The organism is Pseudomonas sp. F(2018), assembly GCF_005508865.1.
Lineage (GTDB): Bacteria > Pseudomonadota > Gammaproteobacteria > Pseudomonadales > Pseudomonadaceae > Aquipseudomonas.
This window is the reverse complement of the sequence record NZ_SCOM01000005.1, coordinates 33,739-54,179: the sequence shown is the minus strand read 5'-3', so window position 1 is coordinate 54,179 and position 20,441 is coordinate 33,739. Positions and strand designations below refer to the sequence as shown.

The 20,441-nt window shown below is 67.7% G+C and carries 20 protein-coding genes; 14 read left to right on the top strand and 6 right to left on the bottom strand.

All coding sequences use genetic code 11. The annotated features are described in order from the left end of the window. Positions 1–89 precede the first annotated feature (89 nt). The 6 genes from FFS62_RS19635 (at position 90) to FFS62_RS19610 (ending at position 6,377) form a co-directional block, all read left to right on the top strand. Positions 90–836, top strand: coding sequence for an amino acid ABC transporter permease (locus tag FFS62_RS19635; RefSeq protein WP_137974546.1), 747 nt, complete (start codon positions 90–92; stop codon positions 834–836). Beyond that, entirely contained in the window at positions 833–1,501 is a 669-nt protein-coding gene (locus FFS62_RS19630; RefSeq protein ID WP_171016377.1) for an amino acid ABC transporter permease, read from the top strand. The genes FFS62_RS19635 and FFS62_RS19630 overlap by 4 nt, the downstream gene beginning before the upstream one ends. Further along, complete coding sequence (locus FFS62_RS19625; RefSeq protein ID WP_137974544.1) at positions 1,498–2,232, top strand: amino acid ABC transporter ATP-binding protein; 735 nt, start codon at positions 1,498–1,500, stop codon at positions 2,230–2,232. The genes FFS62_RS19630 and FFS62_RS19625 overlap by 4 nt, the downstream gene beginning before the upstream one ends. 91 nt (positions 2,233–2,323) lie before the next feature. Further along, positions 2,324–4,192 carry an ATP-binding protein gene (locus FFS62_RS19620; protein WP_137974543.1) on the top strand — a complete coding sequence of 623 codons (1,869 nt, stop codon included), beginning with the start codon at positions 2,324–2,326 and terminating at the stop codon, positions 4,190–4,192. Next, complete coding sequence (locus FFS62_RS19615) at positions 4,185–5,507, top strand: sigma-54 dependent transcriptional regulator (protein ID WP_137974542.1); 1,323 nt, start codon at positions 4,185–4,187, stop codon at positions 5,505–5,507. The genes FFS62_RS19620 and FFS62_RS19615 overlap by 8 nt, the downstream gene beginning before the upstream one ends. A gap of 72 nt (positions 5,508–5,579) precedes the next feature. Beyond that, positions 5,580–6,377, top strand: coding sequence for an ABC transporter substrate-binding protein (locus tag FFS62_RS19610; protein ID WP_171016376.1), 798 nt, complete (start codon positions 5,580–5,582; stop codon positions 6,375–6,377). 4 nt (positions 6,378–6,381) lie between these two features. On the opposite strand, the gene FFS62_RS19605 is transcribed toward FFS62_RS19610, so the two are convergent. Then, positions 6,382–7,296, bottom strand: coding sequence for a LysR substrate-binding domain-containing protein (locus FFS62_RS19605; protein ID WP_137974540.1), 915 nt, complete (start codon positions 7,294–7,296; stop codon positions 6,382–6,384). Positions 7,297–7,478: 182 nt separating this feature from the next. Between FFS62_RS19605 and FFS62_RS19600 the strand changes: the two genes are divergently transcribed. Continuing rightward, on the top strand, positions 7,479–8,903 hold the full coding sequence (locus tag FFS62_RS19600; protein WP_137974539.1) for an aspartate ammonia-lyase: 1,425 nt from the start codon (positions 7,479–7,481) through the stop codon (positions 8,901–8,903). Positions 8,904–8,972: 69 nt separating this feature from the next. Here FFS62_RS19600 and FFS62_RS19595 read toward each other — a convergent pair whose 3' ends face one another. Continuing rightward, positions 8,973–10,451 carry a PLP-dependent aminotransferase family protein gene (locus FFS62_RS19595; RefSeq protein ID WP_137974538.1) on the bottom strand — a complete coding sequence of 493 codons (1,479 nt, stop codon included), beginning with the start codon at positions 10,449–10,451 and terminating at the stop codon, positions 8,973–8,975. Positions 10,452–10,541: 90 nt separating this feature from the next. Between FFS62_RS19595 and FFS62_RS19590 the strand changes: the two genes are divergently transcribed. Genes FFS62_RS19590 through FFS62_RS19580 form a run of 3 tightly spaced genes read left to right on the top strand, consistent with a single transcriptional unit; the run spans position 10,542 to position 12,318 of the window. Next, positions 10,542–11,174: an FMN-binding negative transcriptional regulator gene (locus FFS62_RS19590; protein WP_137974537.1), complete on the top strand. Its 633-nt coding sequence runs from the start codon at positions 10,542–10,544 to the stop codon at positions 11,172–11,174. Between the two features lie 20 nt (positions 11,175–11,194). Then, complete coding sequence (locus FFS62_RS19585; protein ID WP_137974536.1) at positions 11,195–11,650, top strand: GNAT family N-acetyltransferase; 456 nt, start codon at positions 11,195–11,197, stop codon at positions 11,648–11,650. Next, positions 11,647–12,318 (top strand): GNAT family N-acetyltransferase, encoded by a 672-nt coding sequence (locus FFS62_RS19580; RefSeq protein ID WP_137974535.1) that lies wholly within the window; start codon positions 11,647–11,649, stop codon positions 12,316–12,318. The genes FFS62_RS19585 and FFS62_RS19580 overlap by 4 nt, the downstream gene beginning before the upstream one ends. A 141-nt stretch (positions 12,319–12,459) precedes the next feature. On the opposite strand, the gene FFS62_RS19575 is transcribed toward FFS62_RS19580, so the two are convergent. Together FFS62_RS19575 and FFS62_RS19570 are read right to left on the bottom strand one after the other, a co-directional pair. Beyond that, a complete protein-coding gene (locus FFS62_RS19575) occupies positions 12,460–13,020 on the bottom strand; it encodes a hypothetical protein (RefSeq protein WP_137974534.1) in 561 nt (186 codons plus the stop codon). A gap of 75 nt (positions 13,021–13,095) precedes the next feature. After that, the gene (locus tag FFS62_RS19570; RefSeq protein ID WP_137974533.1) at positions 13,096–13,914 is read right to left on the bottom strand and encodes a helix-turn-helix domain-containing protein; all 819 of its coding nucleotides are present in this window, start codon (positions 13,912–13,914) and stop codon (positions 13,096–13,098) included. Between the two features lie 165 nt (positions 13,915–14,079). Between FFS62_RS19570 and FFS62_RS19565 the strand changes: the two genes are divergently transcribed. Next, positions 14,080–15,528 (top strand): sodium:alanine symporter family protein, encoded by a 1,449-nt coding sequence (locus FFS62_RS19565; RefSeq protein WP_137974532.1) that lies wholly within the window; start codon positions 14,080–14,082, stop codon positions 15,526–15,528. Between the two features lie 117 nt (positions 15,529–15,645). After that, positions 15,646–16,638: an asparaginase gene (locus FFS62_RS19560; protein WP_137974531.1), complete on the top strand. Its 993-nt coding sequence runs from the start codon at positions 15,646–15,648 to the stop codon at positions 16,636–16,638. A 21-nt stretch (positions 16,639–16,659) separates the two neighbouring features. Here the strand turns inward: FFS62_RS19560 and glsB are convergent, their stop codons facing one another. Then, complete coding sequence (gene glsB / locus FFS62_RS19555) at positions 16,660–17,580, bottom strand: glutaminase B (RefSeq protein ID WP_137974530.1); 921 nt, start codon at positions 17,578–17,580, stop codon at positions 16,660–16,662. Between the two features lie 204 nt (positions 17,581–17,784). Between glsB and FFS62_RS19550 the strand changes: the two genes are divergently transcribed. Together FFS62_RS19550 and FFS62_RS19545 are read left to right on the top strand one after the other, a co-directional pair. After that, positions 17,785–18,810, top strand: a complete 1,026-nt coding sequence (locus FFS62_RS19550; protein WP_137974529.1) for a histone deacetylase family protein — start codon at positions 17,785–17,787, stop codon at positions 18,808–18,810. A gap of 23 nt (positions 18,811–18,833) precedes the next feature. Continuing rightward, positions 18,834–19,922, top strand: coding sequence for a polyamine ABC transporter substrate-binding protein (locus FFS62_RS19545; RefSeq protein WP_137974528.1), 1,089 nt, complete (start codon positions 18,834–18,836; stop codon positions 19,920–19,922). A gap of 57 nt (positions 19,923–19,979) precedes the next feature. Here the strand turns inward: FFS62_RS19545 and FFS62_RS19540 are convergent, their stop codons facing one another. Then, positions 19,980–20,393 carry a hypothetical protein gene (locus FFS62_RS19540; protein ID WP_137974527.1) on the bottom strand — a complete coding sequence of 138 codons (414 nt, stop codon included), beginning with the start codon at positions 20,391–20,393 and terminating at the stop codon, positions 19,980–19,982. Positions 20,394–20,441: the final 48 nt, after the last annotated feature.

The following is a 20,441-nucleotide window of genomic DNA, read 5'->3' as shown; positions in this document are numbered from 1 at the left end:
TGCAAATTAGGACAGGAGCACCGTCGCCAACCGCGACGGGGGACCGTGTCGGCCCCGGCTCCTGTCCGCCCTGATCGTGAGTAGTCAAGATGAATTACAACTGGGACTGGGGCGTGTTCTTCAAGTCCACCGGCATCGGCAGCGAGATCTACCTGGACTGGTTCGTCACCGGCCTGGGCTGGACCATCGCCATCGCCCTCACCGCCTGGCTGATCGCCCTGGCGCTGGGCGCCCTGCTCGGCGTGATGCGCACCGTGCCGAACCGCTGGATCAGCGGCTTCGCCACCTGCTACGTGGAAGTTTTCCGCAACGTACCGCTGCTGGTGCAGCTGTTCCTCTGGTACTTCCTGGTACCGGACCTGCTGCCCGAGCCGCTGGAGATGTGGTTCAAGCAGGACCTGTCGCCGGCCACCTCGGCCTTCCTCAGCGTCGTCGTGTGCCTCGGCCTGTTCACCGCCGCCCGCGTCTGCGAGCAGGTGCGCACCGGCATCCAGGCGCTGCCCAAGGGCCAGCTGGCCGCCGGCTACGCGCTGGGCTTCCGCCTGCCGCAGGTGTACGCCAACGTCCTGCTGCCACAGGCCTTCCGCATCATCATTCCGCCGCTGACCAGCGAGTTCCTCAATATCTTCAAGAACTCCTCGGTGGCCTCGCTGATCGGCCTGATGGAGCTGCTGGCGCAGACCAAGCAGACCGCCGAATTCAGCGCCAACCTGTTCGAGGCCTTCACCCTGGCCACGCTGATCTACTTCACCCTGAACATGAGCCTGATGCTGCTGATGCGCCTGATCGAGAAGAAGGTCGCGGTACCGGGCCTGATCTCCGCGGGAGGTAAATGATGGATTTCAGCGCTATCGTCCCGGCCCTGCCGGGCCTGTGGAACGGCATGCTGATGACCCTGCAGCTGATGGTGCTGGGCGTGATCGGCGGCGTGGTGCTGGGCACCCTGCTGGCCATCATGCGCCTGTCGCACAATCGCCTGCTGTCGGGCTTCGCCGCCACCTACGTCAACTACTTCCGCTCCATCCCGCTGCTGCTGGTGATCACCTGGTTCTACTTCGCGGTGCCGTTCCTGCTGCGCTGGATCACTGGCGAGGACACCCCGGTGGGCGCCTTCACCTCGTGTCTGGTGGCCTTCGTGATGTTCGAGGCGGCCTACTTCAGCGAGATCGTCCGCGCCGGCATCCAGGCCATTCCGAAAGGCCAGATGGGCGCCGCCTCGGCCCTGGGCATGACTCACGCGCAGTGCATGCGCCTGATCATCCTGCCCCAGGCCTTCCGCAAGATGACGCCGCTGCTGCTGCAGCAGAGCATCATCCTGTTCCAGGACACCTCGCTGGTCTACACCGTGGGCCTGATGGACTTCCTCAACGCCGCCCGCTCGCGCGGCGACATCCTCGGCCAGCCCCATGAGTTCCTGATCTTCGCCGGCCTCGTGTACTTCACCATCAGCTTCGCCGCCTCGCAGCTGGTCAAGCTCCTGCAGAAAAGGTTAGCCGTATGATTACCATCCAGAACGTCAACAAGTGGTACGGGGACTTCCAGGTGCTGACCGATTGCAGCACCGCGGTGAAGAAGGGCGAAGTGGTCGTGGTGTGCGGCCCGTCCGGCTCCGGCAAGTCGACCCTGATCAAGTGCGTCAACGCCCTGGAGCCCTTCCAGAAGGGCGACATCGTGGTCGACGGCACCTCCATCGCCGACAAGAAGACCAACCTGCCGCAGCTGCGCTCGCGGGTCGGCATGGTGTTCCAGCACTTCGAGCTGTTCCCGCACCTGACCATCGCCGAGAACCTGACCATCGCCCAGATCAAGGTGCTTGGCCGCAGCAAGGCCGAGGCCACCGAGAAGGGCCTCAAGCTGCTCGAGCGGGTCGGCCTCTCCGCCCATGCGCACAAGCATCCCGGCCAGCTCTCCGGCGGCCAGCAGCAACGCGTGGCCATCGCCCGTGCCCTGGCCATGGACCCGGTGGTGATGCTGTTCGACGAACCGACCTCGGCCCTCGACCCGGAGATGGTCAACGAGGTGCTCGACGTCATGGTGCAGCTGGCCAACGAGGGCATGACCATGATGTGCGTGACCCACGAGATGGGCTTCGCGCGCAAGGTCGCCGACCGGGTGATCTTCATGGACCGCGGGCAGATCGTCGAAGACTGCGCCAAGGAGGAATTCTTCGGCGACATCAACGCCCGCTCCGAGCGGGCCCAGCAGTTCCTCAACAAGATCCTCCAGCACTGATGGAGACTCCCCTCTCCCTCTGGGAGAGGGGCGGGGGTGAGGGAGTCCAGCGGCACCTCTCGCCCAACCTACCCAGCCCGGGCCTACTGTGATGCAATGCCTGTCCCCCAGCGTCCCGCCCGCCCTCGCCGTGAAGCCACACCTGCTCCGCCAACTGCTGCTGACTCTGCTGGGCATCGCCCTGGTACTCGGCTGCGGCTACGCCGGCTATCGGCTCAGCGAGGCGATCGGCATCCGTGAACTGGCCGCCGGTGGCGAGCGCCAGTTGGAGCTCAATGCCCGCGCGGTGGAGAGCGAGATCGGCAAGTACACCTACCTGCCCAGCCTGCTGGAGCTGGAGAGTGGCGTCAGCCGCCTGCTGCTGACCCCCGGCAGCTACCGCCGGCAGCGCCTCAACGATCACCTCGAAGGCCTCAACCAGCGCGCCGGCAGCCTCGCCGTGTACGTGCTCGACCTCGACGGCCGGGTGGTCGCCACCAGCAACTGGAACCAGCCGAGCAGTTTCCTCGGCGAAGACCTGTCGTTCCGCGACTACTACAAGCAGGCCGTGCGCGGCGAGCCGGGGCGCTTCTACGGCGTCGGCAGCACCACCGGCGAGCCCGGCTACTACCTGGCCCACGGCCTGCGCGCCAATGGCCGGGTGATCGGCGTGGCGGTGGTCAAGGTGCGCCTGGATGCCCTGGAAAAACGCTGGGCCGACGCCCGCGTCGAGGCCTACGTCAGCGACGAGAACGGCATCATCATCCTCTCCAGCGACCCGGCGCGCCGGCTCAAGGCCGTGCGGCCGCTGGACGATGCCGACCGCGAGCGCCTGGCGCGCAGCCTGCAATACCACTGGGCGACCCTGCAGGAGCTGCAACCGCTGGCCAGCCGCGAGCTCGGCGCCGGCCTGCAGGAAGTCCGTCTGGACGGCCCCGCCGGCCAGCCGCTGGACTACCTGCAGCAGACCCGCGCCCTCAACGACACCGCCTGGCACCTGACCCTGCTCACGCCGCTGGCCGAACAACGGCGCACGGCCGCCAGCCACGGCCTGCTCGCTGGCGTGGTCTGCGCCCTGCTGATCTTCGGCGGCCTGGCGCTGAACCAGCGGCGCAAGGTGATCGCCACCCGCCTGGCCGCCCGCGAGGCGCTGCAGCGCGCCAACGGCGAGCTGGAGCGCAAGATCGCCGAGCGCACCCTCGACCTCTCCGCCAGCAACCTGCTGCTGCAGGCCGAGGTGCGCGAGCGCCAGCAGACCGAGGCCAACCTGCGTCAGGCCCAGGACGGCCTGGTCCAGGCCGGCAAGCTGGCGGTGATCGGGCAGATGTCCACCAGCATTGCCCACGAGCTGAACCAGCCGCTGGCGGCCCTGCGTACCCTGTCGGCAAATGCCGCACGCTTCCTCGAACGCGGCGCGCTGGACACCGCCGGCAGCAACCTGCAGGCCATCGGCGAGCTGGTCGACCGCATGGGCCGCATCACCGGCAGCCTGCGCGCCTTCGCCCGGCGCGGTGGCGACCACGGCCAGGCCAGCCTGGAACAGGCGGTGGAGGCGGCGCTGTTCCTGCTGCACAGCCGCGTCGAGCAGGAACGCCCGACCCTGCACCGCGAGTTCGCCGAGGCGCGCCTGGCCATCGACCAGACCCGCCTGGAGCAGATCCTGGTCAACCTGCTGAGCAACGCCCTCGACGCCCTGCGCGAGCAGCCACGCCGCGAGCTGTGGCTGAGCGGCGCGCAATACGGCGCCAGCTACCGTCTGGAAGTGCGCGACAGCGGCGCCGGCATCCCGCCGGACGTGCGCGTGCACCTGTTCGAGCCGTTCTTCACTACCAAGCCGGGCGAGAAGGGCCTGGGCCTCGGCCTGACCCTGTCCGCCAGCCTGGCCGCGGCCGCCGGCGGCAGCCTGGTGGTGCGCCATCCTGAGGAAGGCGGCAGCGCCTTCATCCTCGATCTGCCCCTGCAGGAGCCCCGCGATGACTGAAGCGCTGACCGTACTGATAGTCGAGGACGACCCCCACGTGTTGCTCGGCTGCCAGCAGGCGCTGCAGCTGGAGGACATCGACAGCACCGGCGTCGGCAGCGCCGAGGAGGCCCTGGCGCGCATCGACGGCGACTTCGCCGGCATAGTCGTCAGCGACATCCGCCTGCCGGGCATCGACGGCCTGCAGCTGCTGGCCGAACTCAAGCGCCGCGACCCGAGCCTGCCGGTGGTGCTGATCACCGGCCACGGCGACATCGGCATGGCGGTGGGCGCCATGCGCGACGGCGCTTATGACTTCATCGAGAAACCCTTCTCCCCCGAGCGCCTGGTCGAGGTGGTACGCCGCGCCCTCGAGCAACGCGGCCTGGCCCGCGAGGTCAGCGCCCTGCGCCGCCAGCTGGCCGGACGCCAGGCCCTGGAGCAGCGCATCATCGGCCGCTCGCCGGCCATGCAGCAGCTGCGCGAACTGATCGCCAACGTCGCCGACACCGGCGCCAATGTGCTGATCGAGGGCGAGACCGGCACCGGCAAGGAACTGGTCGCCCGCTGCCTGCACGACTTCAGCCGGCGCCAGGGCAAGGAGTTCGTCGCGCTGAACTGCGGCGGCCTGCCGGAGAGCCTGTTCGAGAGCGAGATCTTCGGCCACGAGGCCAACGCCTTCACCGGCGCCGGCAAACGCCGCATCGGCAAGATCGAGCACGCCGACGGCGGCTCGCTGTTCCTCGACGAGATCGAGAGCATGCCGCTGGCCCTGCAGATCAAGCTGCTGCGCGTGCTGCAGGAACACAGCCTGGAGCGCCTCGGCTCGAACCAGCCGATCGCCGTGGACTGCCGGGTGATCGCCGCGACCAAGGCCGACCTGGCCGAGCTGGGCCAGCGCGGCGAGTTCCGCAGCGACCTGTACTACCGGCTCAACGTGGTGACCCTGGAGCTGCCGCCGCTGCGTGATCGCCGCGAGGACATCCTGCTGCTGTTCGAGCACTTCCTGCAGCTCGCCGCCCTGCGCTTCGACCGCGCCCTGCCGGAGCTGGACCGACGCACCGCCGCCACCCTGCAGGCCCACGACTGGCCCGGCAACGTGCGCGAGCTGCGCAACGTGGCGGAACGCTTCGCCCTCGGCCTGCCAGTATTCAAGAAGAGCGACGCCGCCCCGGACGGTAGCGGCCCCGGCTTCGCCGAGGCGGTGGAGGCCTTCGAGCGCAACCTGCTCGGCGCCGCCCTGGAACGCCACGCCGGCAACCTCAGCCAGGCCGCCCTGGACCTGGGCATGGCCAAGACCACCCTGTTCGACAAGGTGAAGAAGTACGGCCTGTGAGGCAGGGGCCAGCGCTGGCGCGTCGGCCATGGCATGCCACACTGCAGACTGACCCCACGCCCGAGCACCACCATGACCCCAAGGCTATTCCGCCGAGCCCTCTGCCTGATCCTCAGCACAGCGCTCTCGACGGGGTTGCCGGCCGCTACCGATACACCACCTGACAAGGTCTACAGCCTGGCCTTCTACCAGGCAGGCCTGCTGTATTCGCAGGGCCAGGGGCTCGACCGCGATGTGATCGATGAGCTGATGAAACGCGGCGGCTACCGCTTCGCCACCCTGGAGCAGCCGAGGGCGCGGATCTGGAAAGAGCTGCAGGAGGGCACCCTGTCCATGACGGTGTCCGCCATGCGCGTCGCGGAGCGCGACGCCTTCGCCTATTTCATCCCGTATCACGCGCAGAAGAACATGGCGCTGACCATGCGCGCCGACCTGCGAGGTCCGGCGGATCTGCTGGCCGACCCGCGCGCGCGCATCGCCGTGGTGCGCAGCTTCCGCCACGGACCGGTCTACGATGAGCTGATCGCCCAGCTGGCCGGGCAGGACCGGGTCATCAGGGTGCCGAGCATCCACAACCTGTTTCTCATGCTGGGCGCGGGCAACCGCATCGACACCGTGTTTTCCCTGCCGCTGTTCTACCGCAAGGAGCTGGTCGAGCTGGGGCTGGAGGATCGCGTGAGAATCATGGACTGGTCGCCGCAGACCGCTCCCATTCCCCATCACCTGGCCTTGAGCAAGGCGCACTTCTCCTATCAGGACTACCAGCGCATGGCCGCGATCATGCAGGGCATGCGCGACGATGGCACCTTGCGCAGACTGCTGTCTGCCTACCTGTCGGGTGATGAGCTGGAAAGCGCACTGCAGTTCTGACCCGCTAGCGGCTCGCCTCGCTGCCCACCCCCGCCTCCAGCTTGCGCCACAGCAGGCGCACCGTCGCCTTGCGCGACAGCACGCAGCGGTACAGACGGATCTCCAGCGGCACCTGCCACTGCTCGCCGCCGCACACCGCCAGCTCACCGCGGGCCAGCTCCATGGTCACCGACAGGCGCGGCACCCAGGCCACGCCGAGGCCCTGCAGGGCCATGGTCTTGAGGCTGTCGGCCATGGCCGTCTCGTACACCTTGGTCGAACGCAGCGCGCGCTGGCGCAACAACTGGTTCACCGAACGACCGAGGAAGGCGCCGGCGCTGTAGGCCAGCAGCGGCACGCTGAGGCCGGCATCGAGATCGAACAGCGGCGCGCCGTCTTCGCCCACCGCGCACACCGGCAGCATCGAGGTGGTGCCCAGGTGCAGCGAGGGGAAGATGTCCGGCGCCAGCTGCATGGCCGCATCCGGATCGTAGTAGGCGAGGATCAGGTCGCAGCTGCCCTCGCGCAGCGAGTGCACGGCCTCGCCGACGTTGGTCGCCACCAGCCGGGTGGACAGCGGCAGGCCCTCGCGGCGCAGGCGGCCGATCCATTCCGGGAAGAAGCCCAGGGTCAGCGAGTGCGCTGCGGCGATCTGCAGCACCTCGCCCTGCTGGCCCTCGACATGGTGCAGATGACGCACCACCTCGCCGAGCTGCTCGACCATGCTGCGGGCCGTGACCAGGAACAGCTGGCCGGACTCGGTCAGCTCCACCGGCGTGCGCGAGCGGTTGACCAGGGTCAGGCCCAGCGCGCCTTCCAGGCTGCGGATGCGTCGGCTGAAGGCCGGCTGGGTGACGAAGCGCTTCTCCGCCGCCTGGGAAAAGCTGCGGGTGGCGGCCAGGGCGACGAAGTCCTCCAGCCATTTGGTTTCCAGATTCATCGCTGATTGGCCGCCAATATTCGTTTGAAATTATGCACGCGCGACATTCAACCCGGGTCACGGCGACATTATGCCGTTTGTGCATACCATAGCCGCTAACAGCATTGGCCGACAAACGGCAGGAAGCCTAGATTATTGGGCATCGCGGCGCAAAGCCGTATTCCCCAGAGATAGAAGACATCATGTCCGCTGCTGCATCCACCCGCATCGAAAAAGACCTGCTCGGCAAGCTCGAAGTCCCCGCCGAGGCCTACTACGGCATCCAGACCCTGCGCGCCGTGCAGAATTTTCGACTGTCCGGTGTACCGCTGTCGCACTACCCGAAACTGGTGATCGCCCTGGCCATGGTCAAGCAGGCCGCCGCCGACGCCAACCGCGAGCTGGGCCACCTGTCCGCCGCCAAGCACACCGCGATCAGCACCGCCTGCGCCCGCATCATCCAGGGCGAGTTCCACGAGCAGTTCGTGGTCGACATGATCCAGGGCGGCGCCGGCACCTCGACCAATATGAACGCGAATGAAGTCATCGCGAACATTGCGCTCGAAGCCATGGGCTTTGAGAAAGGCCAGTACGAACACCTGCACCCGAACAACGACGTGAACATGGCGCAGTCGACCAACGACGCCTACCCGACCGCCATCCGCGTCGGCCTGCTGCTCGGCCACGACAGCCTGCTCAACGCCCTCGACAAGCTGATCCAGTCCCTGGCCGCCAAGGGCCTGGAGTTCGGCCACGTACTGAAGATGGGCCGCACCCAGCTGCAGGACGCCGTGCCCATGACCCTCGGCCAGGAATTCCGCGCCTTCGCCACCACCCTCGGCGAAGACCTGCAGCACCTGAAGATGCTCGCCCCGGCCCTGCTCACCGAAGTGAACCTGGGCGGCACCGCCATCGGCACCGGGATCAACGCCGACCCGGCCTACCAGCTGCTGGCCGTGCAGCGCCTGGCGATCATCAGCGGCCACCCGGTCAAGCCGGCCGCCGACCTGATCGAAGCCACCTCGGACATGGGCGCCTTCGTGCTGTTCTCCGGCATGCTCAAGCGCACCGCGGTCAAGCTGTCGAAGATCTGCAACGACCTGCGCCTGCTCTCCAGCGGCCCGCGCACCGGCATCAACGAGATCAACCTGCCGGCACGCCAGCCGGGCAGTTCGATCATGCCGGGCAAGGTCAATCCGGTGATCCCGGAAGCGGTCAACCAGGTGGCCTTCGAAGTGATCGGCAACGACCTGGCGCTGACCATGGCGGCCGAGGGCGGCCAGCTGCAGCTGAACGTGATGGAGCCGCTGATCGCCTACAAGATCCTCGACTCGATCCGCCTGCTGACCCGCGCCATGGATATGTTGCGCGAGCTGTGCATCGACGGCATCAGCGCTAACGAGCAGCGCTGCCGCGAACTGATGGAGAACTCCATCGGCCTGGTCACTGCCCTCAACCCCTACATCGGCTACGAGAACGCCACCCGCATCGCCAAGGTGGCGCTGGAAAGCGGCCGCGGCGTGCTGGAACTGGTTCGCGAGGAGAAGCTGCTGGACGACGCCACCCTGGCCGACATCCTCCGCCCGGAAAACATGATCGCCCCGCGCCTGGTGCCACTGCAGGGCTGACCTGCTTCATCGACCGAGGGGCAGCCCCACGCCCCTTGCCCTCCAGGGATGGCTTCGGCCATCCCTTTTTTATTCTGCCGCCGGCAGCCCCCAGGCCACGCGCAGGGCGCGGATCGCCTCGGCGATCTGGGCCTCGGGCACCGCGGCGAAGCCCAGCACCAGCCCGGCACGGGCATCCTCCGGCTCGCGGCTGTGTGGCAGCCAGTAGTCGCTGAGGCCTTTCATCTCCACCCCGGCGGCACTGGCGGCGGCCAGCAGCTCGCGCTCGCGGGCGCTGCTGGCGACTCGCACGCACAGGTGCAGGCCGGCCTCCACCTTCGGCAACGCCGCACAGCCGGGAATCGCGGTGGGCCAGTCGCGCTGCAGCGCCTCCAGGCGTGCCCGCGCCGCCTGGCGCATGCGCCGTACATGGCGCTGGAAGTGCCCGGCGGCGATGAACTCGGCCATCACCGCCTGGGTGCCGATCTCCGAGTGGCGCATGTCCACCGCGCGGCGGCGGGCGAAGGCCTGGGCCAGCGTCGGCGGCAACACCAGGTAGCCGAGACGCAGGGCCGGGAAGGCGATCTTGCAGAAGGTGCCGACGTACAGCACCCGCCCCTGCCGATCCAGCGCCGCCAACGGCGCTAACGGCACACCGCTGTAGCGGTACTCGCCGTCGTAGTCGTCCTCGATGATCCAGCCGCCCTGACGCTCGGCCCACTCCAGCAACTCCAGGCGCCGCGCCAGCGACAGGGTGACGCCGGTGGGGTACTGGTGCGAGGGCGTGACATACACCAGCCGGCAATCCTCGATGGCGGCCAGCGCGGCGGTATGCAGGCCATCGTCATCCACCGGCACGCCGCACAGCTCGGCACCGGCCACGGCAAAGGCATGGCCGGCGGCGCGATAGCCGGGGTTCTCGATGGCCACCCGCTCCCCGGGCTGCACCAGCAGCTGGGCGCACAGGCTGATGGCCTGCTGCGCGCCACAGGTGATGACGATCTGCGCCGGGTCGCAGTTGAGCCCGCGGCTGCTGCGCAGGTAGGCGGCCACCAGCTCGCGCAGAGTTGCATCGCCGGCCGGGTCGCCATAGCCCAGGCGCGCCGCCGAGGGCTTGCGCCAGAAGCGCGCCTGCAGGCGCGCCCAGATCTCGAAGGGGAACAGGTCGAAGGCCGGTACGCCGATGCGAAAGGCTTTCGGGGCACCGCTCAGCGGCGCTGGCAAATGGTGCTCCTGCAGGCGCTGCAGCGCCGCGCTGGGCGCCGGCCCGCTACCCAAGGGCTGCGCTACCGGGCGCTCGCCGGCCAGGTCGGCCACGTAGGTGCCGTCGCCCACGCGCCCCGCCACATAGCCCTCGGCATACAGCTGGTCGAAGGCGCGGGTCACGGTATTGCGCGACACCCCGAGCAAGGCCGCCAGATCGCGGCTGGCCGGTAGCCGGGTACTTCCGCCCAGGCGCCCATCGAGGATGCGCTCGCGCAACGCCTGGTACAGCTGGCGCGCCAGACCCTGGTCGGGGTCGAGGTGGATGCCGGAGAGATCGACCGGTAGCGGCGGCGTGGCGGGCATGGATTGGCTCCATCGAACTGACGGGAAATGGCTCTTACAACAGACCAATATCCTGCCTAGCATGGAGCCATTCCGCCAGGAGCCGCCACCATGTACATGCCCGCCTCTTTCCGCCAGGACGACCTCGCCGCGCTGCATGCGCAGATGCAGGCCAGCCCCTTCGCTCTGCTCGCCAGCGTCGGAGTCGAAGGCGTACAGGCCAGCCATCTGCCGTTGCTGCTGGAGCCTGGCGAGGGCGAGTTCGGCACCCTCTACGGCCACTTCGCCAAGGCCAACCCGCACTGGCGCGAGCTGCAGGGCGGCACCGAGGCGCTGGCCGTGTTCTCCGGCCCGGATGCCTACATCAGCCCCAGCTGGTACGCGGCGAAGGCCGAGCACGGCAAGGTGGTGCCGACCTGGAACTACATCGCCGTGCACGCCCGCGGCCCGATCGAGCTGATCGAGGATCCCGAGCGCCTGCTGCAGATCGTCAGCCGCCTCAGCGACCAGCACGAGAATGGCCGCGCCCGACCCTGGGCGGTCGGCGATGCGCCGCGGGACTACATCGACACCATGCTGCGCGCCATCGTCGGCTTCGCCCTGCCGATCCGCCGCCTGGACGGCAAATGGAAGCTCGGCCAGAACCGCTCGACCGTGGACCAGGCCGGCGTGCGCGACGGCCTGGCCGCCTCGACCGAACCGCGCGAGCAGGCCCTGGCCACGCGCATGACCATCAGCAACTGAACACGACAGAAGGGAACTCCATGTCCAACTCGCCGCTTGCCATCCGCCCGCTCAGCGCCGCCGACCACGCCGTGTGGCTGCCGCTGTGGCAGGGCTACCAGCGCTTCTACAACGCCACGATTGCCGACGAGACCAGCGCCCTCACCTGGCAGCGCTTCCTCGACCCGGCCGAACCGATGCACGCAGCCCTGGCCTGGCGCGATGGCGAGGCCGTGGGCCTGGTGCACTACATCTATCACCGCAGCTGCTGGACCACGGGTGACTACTGCTACCTGCAGGACCTCTATGTGGCCGAGCACATCCGCTGCGGTGGCATCGGCCGCGCGCTGATCGAACATGTCTACGCCGAGGCGGCTGCCGCCGGCGCCAGTCGCGTGCACTGGCTGACCCAGGAAACCAACTATCAGGGGCGCATGCTCTACGACCGTATCGCCGACCGCTCCGGCTTTATCCAGTACCGGAAGATCTTGCCATGAGCACCGACCTGAGCCAGTGGCAGCCCCGCCCCTTCCGGCCCCATGACCTGCTGCAGGGCCGCTTCATCCGTCTGGAGCCACTGGATGCCGCGCGCCATGGCGACGCTCTCTGGCAGGAACTGCAGGGCCCGGACCCGGCACTGTGGGACTACCTGCCCTACGGCCCCTTCACCGAGCGCTCCACCTTCGACGCCTGGCTGGCCGGCAATGCCGATAGCCGCGACCCGCAGTTCTATGCCGTGGTCGAGCAGGCCGGCGGCCGCGCCCTGGGCCTGCTCGCCTACCTGCGCATCACGCCCAAGGACGGCTGCATCGAGGTTGGCCATGTCGCTTTCGGCGGCGCCATGCAGCGCACGCCGGGCGCCACCGAGGCGGTGTTCCTGCTGGCGCAGCATGCCTTCGACACCCTCGGTTACCGCCGCTTCGAGTGGAAGTGCAACGCCAGGAACGCCCGCTCCCGGCGCGCCGCCGAACGCTTCGGCTTCAGCTACGAGGGGCTGTTCCGCCAGCATATGGTGGTCAAGGGCCAGAGCCGCGATACCACCTGGTACTCGCTGATCGACAGCGAATGGCCGCAGTGCCGCGCGGCCTTCCAGCGCTGGCTGGCGGCGGACAACTTCGACGGTGAGGGTCAGCAGATACGCCGGCTGGAGGAGCTGCGTGGATGAGGCTCAGTACACCTGGCACTGACCCTCGCTGAGGGTCTCCAGCAGGCGCTGGCGATAGCGACTCTCGCCGTCGAACTCGGCCACCGGCGGTCGATCGGTGAAAGGCTCGCGGAATTCCAGGCCGACCAGCAGCTTGTAGACCTAGTAGCGCTTGCGTACCTGACGGTGACCGGGACAAGCCTCGGAATAGGCCCGCTCGACCGCCGACTCTTGCTCACAGCTGTCGTCGTCCTCGTGCTTCTCGTAGCGCTCCGTGCCTTCGCGGTAGGTCTTCCTGCCGCAATCCAGGCGGCGCACCGTCTGGCTGCAGTAGCCGGGTGCGGTGCATTGCTCGGACTCGTCGCGCTCGGCGGTTTCCGTGCGGACCTCCTGCCAGCGCGCCTGGATGTCGTAGGCCAGGCCGCTGTCCTGGCTGTCGATGAAAAAGGAATTGCCGGCATAGTCACCGGAAGACACCCAGGCCTTGAAGTCGGATCGCCCATCATGCAGGCGCAGACGCCCCAGCAGCCAGGGATCGGGATTGAATTCCAGGCGCATATGGCCCTGTCTGAGCGCCACATCCTCGGCCAATTGCAGCGGCTGGCTGTCCTGGGTGAACAGGTAGCCCTGGCCAGACAGACTGCTGCAGCCGAGGGCCAGCAGACACAGCGACACAACCACAAGACGGCGCAGCAGCGCCCTCAAACCGCAGATTGCGAACACGCTCGATCACTCCTTGATGGGCAGTTGCCGCCCTGGCATCCGTTCGACCTTGCCGCTGCGCTTTGATTCGCCGTCCTACTCGATCTCGAACAACCCATTCTTCAGCGGCGCCACGGCCAGGCGCTGGCGTACGTCGTCGTCGATGCGCGGGTCGTCCGGGCGGTACAGGCGCACCTGGCGATAGGCGCTGATGCGGTTGATCTCGCTGCCCAGGTATTCCCACACCACGCGGGTACAGGCCGGGTTGCGTCGGTCGCCGCTGGAGACGCCGGTCTTCAGGCCGTTGAGGCGGGTGATGCGGCTCTTGTAGCTGGGGATGAGGATGGTCTGGCTCATCTCGTTGACGGTCAGCGACTCGTAGTCCATCAGGAACAGCCGGTCCTGCAGCTGGAAGGCGGCGCCCAGGTAGCGGCAGCGCACCCAGTCCTCGGCTTGCACATCGGCGCTGGCGGAACGCTCCTGGCGCTCCTGGCGCTCGAACAGGAAGTCGCCGTCCTCCTCCCGCAGGTGCACCAGCGACAGCAGCACCATGCCCGGCACCGACATGCAATTGGAGTATTCGAAGTAGTAGCCGCAGTAACGCGACAGGTTGGCGGTCTGCTCGCGCAGCGGCTTGAGCAGCTCGATCAGCGCATCCGCGCGCTTGGCGGCCACCTGGCCCGGCTTGCGCGCGCCGAGCAGGCGGCTGAACTGCTCCGGCGGCAGCAGCAGCTCGTAGTCCTCGACGCCGAAGAAGTCGCAGATGCGCTTGAGGTTGTACGGCGTCGGGCGGCTCTGGCCGCTGAGGTACTTGTTGAACTGGGCGCGATTGATCGCCAGCTTGCGGCAAACCTCGGCGATCGAACGGTAATGGCTGCAGAGCAGCTTGAGGTTGTCGCCGAGCGCGTCCGACATAAAGACTTTCCTGGTGATGCTAGCGGCGCGATTCTAGCATCAACTCGCGTCAGATAGCCGCGACCCGCGAAATTGCCCGCGCCCCCGAGCACGCCGACCATGCGCCTCCACGGCTTTCGCTGTGCCGCTTCTTCCACTCGAACAATAAGAATCGAGGTCCTCGCCATGCTGGAAATGCTCAACGATTTCCTGTCCGGAAAACTGCTGATCGTGCTGATCGTCGGTTTGGGCAGCTACTTCACCATCCGCTCGCGCTTCGTGCAGTTCCGCCATTTCGGCCACATGTTCAGCGTGTTCAAGGACTCGATCCGCGGCAGCGCCGGCCAGCTGAGTTCCTTCCAGGCCCTGATGCTGAGCCTCGCCGGCCGCGTCGGTGCCGGTAACATCGCCGGTGTCGGCGTTGCCGTGACCCTCGGCGGCCCGGGCGCGGTGTTCTGGATGTGGGTGACCGCCCTGGTCGGCATGTCCAGCAGCTTCTTCGAGTGCACCCTGGCCCAGGCCTACAAGCGCGCCGACGGCGACGGCCTGTACCGCGGCGGCCCGGCCTACTACATCCAGCACGGCCTGAAACTGCGCTGGATGGCGCTGACCTTCGCCGTCCTGCTGCTGGTCACCTACGGCTTCGCATTCAACGGCCTGCAGTCGTTCACCGTGACTCACTCGCTGCAGAACGCCTTCGGCTTCCCGGTGCACTATACCGGCCTGGCCCTGGCCGTGCTGCTGGGCCTGGTGTTCCTCGGCGGGATCAAGCGCATCGCCGCCGTGTCCGACCTGCTGGTACCGGTCAAGACCCTGGCCTACATCGCCGTGACCCTGTACGTGATCGCCAGTCAGATCGAGCTGGTACCGGACATGCTGGTGACCATCGTGAAGAGCGCCTTCGGCCTCGAGCCGGCCTTCGCCGGCCTGCTCGGCAGCGCCATCGTGATGGGCGTGAAGCGCGGCGTGTTCGCCAACGAAGCCGGCCTGGGCAGCGCACCGAACGTGGCCGCCGTGGCCGCCGTGAAGCACCCGGTGGCCCAGGGCGTGGTCCAGGCGTTCAGCGTGTTCCTCGACACCTTCGTCATCTGCACCTGCACCGCCCTGCTGATCCTGCTGTCCGGCTTCTACACCCCGGGCTTCGAGGGCGACGGCATCATCCTCACGCAGAACTCGCTGGCCGCCGTGGTCGGTGACTGGGGCCGGATCTTCGTCAGCGTCGCCCTGTCGCTCTTCGTCTTCACCTGCATCCTCTACAACTACTACCTCGGCGAGAACGCCCTGCAGTTCCTCGTCGGCCGTGGCCGCGGCCCGCTGATGATCTACCGCGGCCTGGTGCTGGCGCTGATCTTCTGGGGCTCGATGCAGAACCTGGGCACCGTGTTCGCCTTCGCCGACATCACCATGACCCTGCTGGCACTGGTCAACCTGGCCGCCCTGGCCATGCTGATCAAGGTCGGCCTGCGCCTGATGCGCGACTACGACCGCCAGCGCGCCGCCGGCGTGGAGACTCCGGTGTTCGATCCGAAGGAGTTCGGCGACCTGGACCTCGACCCCGTCGCCTGGCCGGCCAACCCGCAGCCCGCCGCTACCGGCGAGCACGTCGCCATGGCCCACAGCCTGCATCAGCGCTGAGTCATCCGCTGCAATAAAAAGGGGGCACACAGCCCCCTTTTTCTTGGTCCTACCTCTGCCCGTTCGCCGTTACACTCGGGCGAAAACACGCGCCCGCCACCTGATCGGATCGACCGCATGAATCCTTCGCAGAACCTGCTGGTGCTCTACACCGGCGGCACCATCGGCATGCAGATGAGCGAAGCCGGGCTGGCCCCGGCTTCCGGCTTCGAGGACCGCCTCAAGGCCGAACAGGCCCTGCATCCGGAGCGCCCGGCACCGGCCTGGCGCTTCCGCGAACTGAGCCCGCCGATCGACAGCGCCAACATGCGCCAGGCCAACTGGCTGGCCATGCGCGACGCCATCGTCCAGGCCGTGGATGAGGAAGGCTGCGATGCCGTGTTGCTGCTGCATGGCACCGATACCCTGGCCTACAGCGCCGCGGCGCTGAGCTTCCTGCTGCTGGGCATCGAGGTGCCGGTACTGCTGACCGGCTCGATGCTGCCGGTGGGCAGCCCGGGCAGCGATGCCTGGCCCAACCTGTTCGGCGCCCTGGCGGCGCTGAGCGAGGGCTGCCTGCCCGGCGTGCACCTGTTCTTCGACGGCCAGCTGCTGCATGGCGCCCGCGCCAGCAAGCTGAAGAGCGAGGCCTTCGATGCCTTCGCCAACATGCATCGCCCACGCCACGCCGCGCGCCTCGACGAGCTGCCCGCGGCGCTGCACTACCGCCAGCCGCGCCGCCCGGTGACCCTGGCCGTGCAGCCGCTGTTCCCCGGCCTGAGCGCCGCTCAGCTGCGCGCCGTGCTGGCCGATGACGTGCAAGGCGTGCTGCTGGAATGCTACGGCAGCGGCACCGGGCCGTCGGACGATGCCGAGTTCCTCGCCGTGCTACGCGAGGCGCATCAGCGCGGCGTGGTGCTGGCCGCCATCAGCCAGTGCCCGCAGGGCCATGTCGACTTCGAGGTCTACGCCGCCGGCAGCGCCCTGGCCGAGGCAGGCCTGGTGAGCGGCACCGGCATGACCCGCGAGGCCGCCCTGGCCAAGCTGTTCAGCCTGCTCGGCGCCGGCCTGTCCCAGGCCGAGGTGGAGCGCCTGTTCGTGTTCGACCTGTGCGGCGAGTGCGCCGACTGAGCCACCCCTCCGCGCCGCGGCTCAACCCAGCGGCGCGAACACCGACCAGCCGATGCGCTCGCTGAGCGATTCCAGGGCCGCCATGCCGGCCAGGGAGTTGCCGGCGGCGTTCAGCTCCGGCGACCACACGCAGACACTGAAGCGCCCCGGCACCACCGCGACTATGCCGCCGCCGACGCCGCTCTTGCCCGGCAGGCCGACGCGGTAGGCGAAGTTGCCGGCCTCGTCGTACAGGCCGCTGGTGGCCATGATGGCGTTGACCTGCTGGGTCTGGCGTGGCGTGAGGATCGCCTCGCCGCTGCGCGGGCAGAAGCCCTGATTGGCCAGGAAGCCGAAGGCGCGCGCCAGGTCGACGCAGCTCATGGCCAGGGCGCAATGGTGGAAGTAGCTGCGCAGCACCGTCTCCACCTCGTTGTGGAAGTTGCCGAAGGCCTGCATCAGGTAGGCCGCGGCGGCGTTGCGCGCGCGGTGCTGGTATTCCGACTCGGCGACCTTGGCGTCCGACACCAGCAACGGGTTGCCGGACAGGCGCCGGGCCAGGTCGCGCATGGACAGCGCCGGGGCGGCGAAGCGCGACTGGTTGATGTCGCAGATCACCAGGGCGCCGGCATTGATGAACGGGTTGCGCGGGCGGCCGCGCTCGAACTCCAGCTGCACCAGCGAGTTGAACGGCTGGCCGGACGGCTCGTGGCCCAGGCGCTGCCAGATGTCCTCGCCGGAATGCTGGATCGCCTGCACCAGGCTGAACACCTTGGAAATGCTCTGGATCGAGAACGGCTCGGCGGCGTCGCCGGCGGTGTGCAGGCTGCCGTCCACGCCCAGCACGGCGATGCCCAGGCGGTTGGCCGGCACCTCGGCCAGGGCCGGGATGTAGTCGGCCACCTTGCCCTGGCCCAGCAGCGGGCGGACCTGGTCCAGAATCTCGTTCAACAGCGCCTGCATGCTCGACCTCTCCATGTACGGGTGCCGAAATAGACGCCCGCGGCAGGCTCGCCATCACAGCGGCGGCCGAGCGCAATGGCCCGGCGGCGGCGATGCCGGCCGGCCACAATGGCCGGAATTATCCCTTTGTTGGCCGGCGTTATCGTTCTCCCGGCTCGCTCGCGGCGCCAACAATGCGCGCAGCCCATCGAGGAGAACAACAAGATGCTGACCTTCTACAGCGACGACCACCGCCTGCACCACGCCCAGGGCGAGATGGTCGGCGGTGAATTCAAACCCTGCTTCGAGATGCCGGCGCGCGCCGACCATGTGCTGGCCCGGGTGCGCGAGCGCAACCTCGGCGAGGTGCTGCCGCCGCGCGACTTCGGCCTGGCGCCGATCGCCCGCATCCATACCGGCGACTACCTGGACTTCCTGCAGAAGGCCTGGGCCGGCTGGGCCGCCCAGGGCAACACGGCGGACTTCCTGCCTGGCGTGTTCCCAGCGCGGCATATGCGCGCCAAGCGGCCCAACGATCTCTACGGCCAGTATGGCTTCCACAGCTTCGACTGCTTCGCACCGATCACCGCCGGCACCTGGCAGGCCGTGTACAGCTCCGCGCAGATCGCCCTGAGCGGCCAGGCCGAGATCGCCGCCGGCGCCCACAGCGCCTTCGCCCTGTGCCGCCCGCCGGGCCACCATGCCAGCGCCGACGTGATGGGCGGCTACTGCTACCTGAACAACGTGGCCATCGCCGCCCAGGCCTGCCTCGACCAGGGCGCCGCGCGGGTGGCCATCCTCGACGTCGACTACCACCACGGCAACGGCACCCAGTCGATCTTCTACGACCGCGACGACGTGTTCGTCGCCAACATCCACGGCAGCCCGAGCTTCGAGTACCCGCACTTCCTCGGCTATGCCGACGAGACCGGCGCCGGCCGCGGCGAGGGCTGCAACCTCAACCTGCCGCTGGCCGCCGGCAGCGCCTGGGATGTGTGGGGCGCGGCCCTGGAAACCGCCTGCCAGCGCATCGCCGAATACGCGCCGGATGTGCTGCTGGTGTCGCTTGGCGTCGACACCTACCAGAACGACCCGATCTCCAGTTTCAAGCTGGACAGCCCGGACTACCTGCGCATGGGTGAACGCATCGCCGCGCTGGGCAGGCCCACGCTGTTCGTCATGGAAGGCGGCTATGCGGTCGCCGAAATCGGCATCAACGCCGTCAACGTGCTCGAAGGTTTCCAGGGCTGAGCCCTGCACAGGAGAACAACAAGATGAAGAAACTGCTCGCCGCCGCCCTCTGCGGCCTGACCCTGGCCGGCACCGCCCAGGCCGCCGACCGCGAACTCAAGGTCTACAACTGGTTCGACTACATCACCCCGGAGACCCTGACCCAGTTCAAGCAGAACAGCGGCATCAAGCTGACCTACGACATCTTCGACACCAACGAAGCGCTGGAAGCCAAGCTGCTCACCGGCAACTCCGGCTATGACCTGGTGGTGCCGTCCAACGTGTTCCTGGCCAAGCAGGTCGAGGCCGGCGTGTTCCAGAAGCTCGACCGCAGCAAGCTGCCCAACTGGCAGCACCTCGACCCGCAGCTGATGAAGCTGATCGAGGCGAACGACCCGGGCAACCAGTACGCCGTGCCCTACATGTACGGCACCGTGCTGATCGGCTTCAACCCGGACAAGGTCAAGGCCGCCCTCGGCGCCGACGCCCCGGTGGACAGCTGGGACCTGATCTTCAAGGAAGAGAACATCGCCAAGCTGCAACAGTGCGGCGTGGCCCTGCTCGATTCGCCGTCGGAAATCCTGCCGCTGGCCCTGCACTACCTGGGCCTGCCGCCGAACAGCAAGGAGCCGGCCGACTACGCCAAGGCCGAGCAGCTGCTGAGCAAGATCCGCCCGCACGTGCGCTACTTCCACAGCTCCAAGTACATGAGCGACATCGCCAACGGCGAGATCTGCGTGGCCGTGGGCTACTCGGGCAGCTTCTCGCAGGCCGCCAACAACGCCAAGCAGGCGAAGAACGGCGTGACCGTGGACATGCGCCTGCCGAAAGAAGGCGCGCCGATCTGGTTCGACATGATGGCGATTCCGAAGGACGCGAAGAACATCGACGAGGCCCACGCCTTCATCAACTACCTGCTGCAGCCGCAGGTAATTGCGCCGATCTCCGACTTCGTCGGTTACCCCAACCCGAACAAGGACGCCACCGCGCTGGTCGCCGAGTCGATCCGCAACAACCCCAACCTCTACCCGACCGCCGAGGCCATGCAGAAGCTCTACACCCTCGAGCCGCTACCGCGTGCCGCCGAGCGCGCACGCACCCGCGCCTGGAGCAAGATCAAGACCGGTAGCTGAGCCGCCCGCATAGAAAAAGACCGGCCGCCTGGCCGGTCTTTTCTTTGGCGCGGGAGCTCAGTGCCAGATGCCTTTGATCTGGCCCAGCGTCAGGCCATTGATCAGGCAGTGATTGGGATTGCCCGGCTGCGCATTCTTCACCACCTTGCCGCCAAGATTGATCACGGTGGTGGTACTGCTGCTCATGTAGCCACCCCAGGTACGGGTGGTGTCCGTGAGGACTAGGGCCGCGGCGGTCTGGTTGCCCTTGCTGGCACACAGCACGGACACCCCTTCCAGAAGATTGTCGTTGACCGTCTCGTTCTTGTAATTGTCCTTCTCGTTGGGACTGGCGCCGTGGGCATCGCCACGTACGATCAGCACGCCCTTGGCGACATCCTCCGCATGCGCCGAAGACACGCTGCCGGCGCACAGCGCGGCGAACAGGATGGCGGCGGCCAGGTACTTGTGGGTCTCGATAAATGCATTCATGGGTTCATCCTCCATTGCTTGGTGTGCACGGAAGCGCCCGACCGCGGG

Coding starts and splice junctions, on each gene's coding strand:
- FFS62_RS19545 (WP_137974528.1), top strand. CDS start 18,834: ATGAAGAAACTGCTCGCCGCCGCCCTCTGCGGCCTGACCCTGGCCGGC.
- FFS62_RS19625 (WP_137974544.1), top strand. CDS start 1,498: ATGATTACCATCCAGAACGTCAACAAGTGGTACGGGGACTTCCAGGTG.
- FFS62_RS19550 (WP_137974529.1), top strand. CDS start 17,785: ATGCTGACCTTCTACAGCGACGACCACCGCCTGCACCACGCCCAGGGC.
- FFS62_RS19615 (WP_137974542.1), top strand. CDS start 4,185: ATGACTGAAGCGCTGACCGTACTGATAGTCGAGGACGACCCCCACGTG.
- FFS62_RS19560 (WP_137974531.1), top strand. CDS start 15,646: ATGAATCCTTCGCAGAACCTGCTGGTGCTCTACACCGGCGGCACCATC.
- FFS62_RS19620 (WP_137974543.1), top strand. CDS start 2,324: ATGCAATGCCTGTCCCCCAGCGTCCCGCCCGCCCTCGCCGTGAAGCCA.
- glsB (WP_137974530.1), bottom strand. CDS start 17,580: ATGCAGGCGCTGTTGAACGAGATTCTGGACCAGGTCCGCCCGCTGCTG.
- FFS62_RS19585 (WP_137974536.1), top strand. CDS start 11,195: ATGTCCAACTCGCCGCTTGCCATCCGCCCGCTCAGCGCCGCCGACCAC.
- FFS62_RS19590 (WP_137974537.1), top strand. CDS start 10,542: ATGTACATGCCCGCCTCTTTCCGCCAGGACGACCTCGCCGCGCTGCAT.
- FFS62_RS19630 (WP_171016377.1), top strand. CDS start 833: ATGATGGATTTCAGCGCTATCGTCCCGGCCCTGCCGGGCCTGTGGAAC.
- FFS62_RS19610 (WP_171016376.1), top strand. CDS start 5,580: ATGACCCCAAGGCTATTCCGCCGAGCCCTCTGCCTGATCCTCAGCACA.
- FFS62_RS19635 (WP_137974546.1), top strand. CDS start 90: ATGAATTACAACTGGGACTGGGGCGTGTTCTTCAAGTCCACCGGCATC.
- FFS62_RS19605 (WP_137974540.1), bottom strand. CDS start 7,296: ATGAATCTGGAAACCAAATGGCTGGAGGACTTCGTCGCCCTGGCCGCC.
- FFS62_RS19595 (WP_137974538.1), bottom strand. CDS start 10,451: ATGCCCGCCACGCCGCCGCTACCGGTCGATCTCTCCGGCATCCACCTC.
- FFS62_RS19570 (WP_137974533.1), bottom strand. CDS start 13,914: ATGTCGGACGCGCTCGGCGACAACCTCAAGCTGCTCTGCAGCCATTAC.
- FFS62_RS19540 (WP_137974527.1), bottom strand. CDS start 20,393: ATGAATGCATTTATCGAGACCCACAAGTACCTGGCCGCCGCCATCCTG.
- FFS62_RS19565 (WP_137974532.1), top strand. CDS start 14,080: ATGCTGGAAATGCTCAACGATTTCCTGTCCGGAAAACTGCTGATCGTG.
- FFS62_RS19580 (WP_137974535.1), top strand. CDS start 11,647: ATGAGCACCGACCTGAGCCAGTGGCAGCCCCGCCCCTTCCGGCCCCAT.
- FFS62_RS19600 (WP_137974539.1), top strand. CDS start 7,479: ATGTCCGCTGCTGCATCCACCCGCATCGAAAAAGACCTGCTCGGCAAG.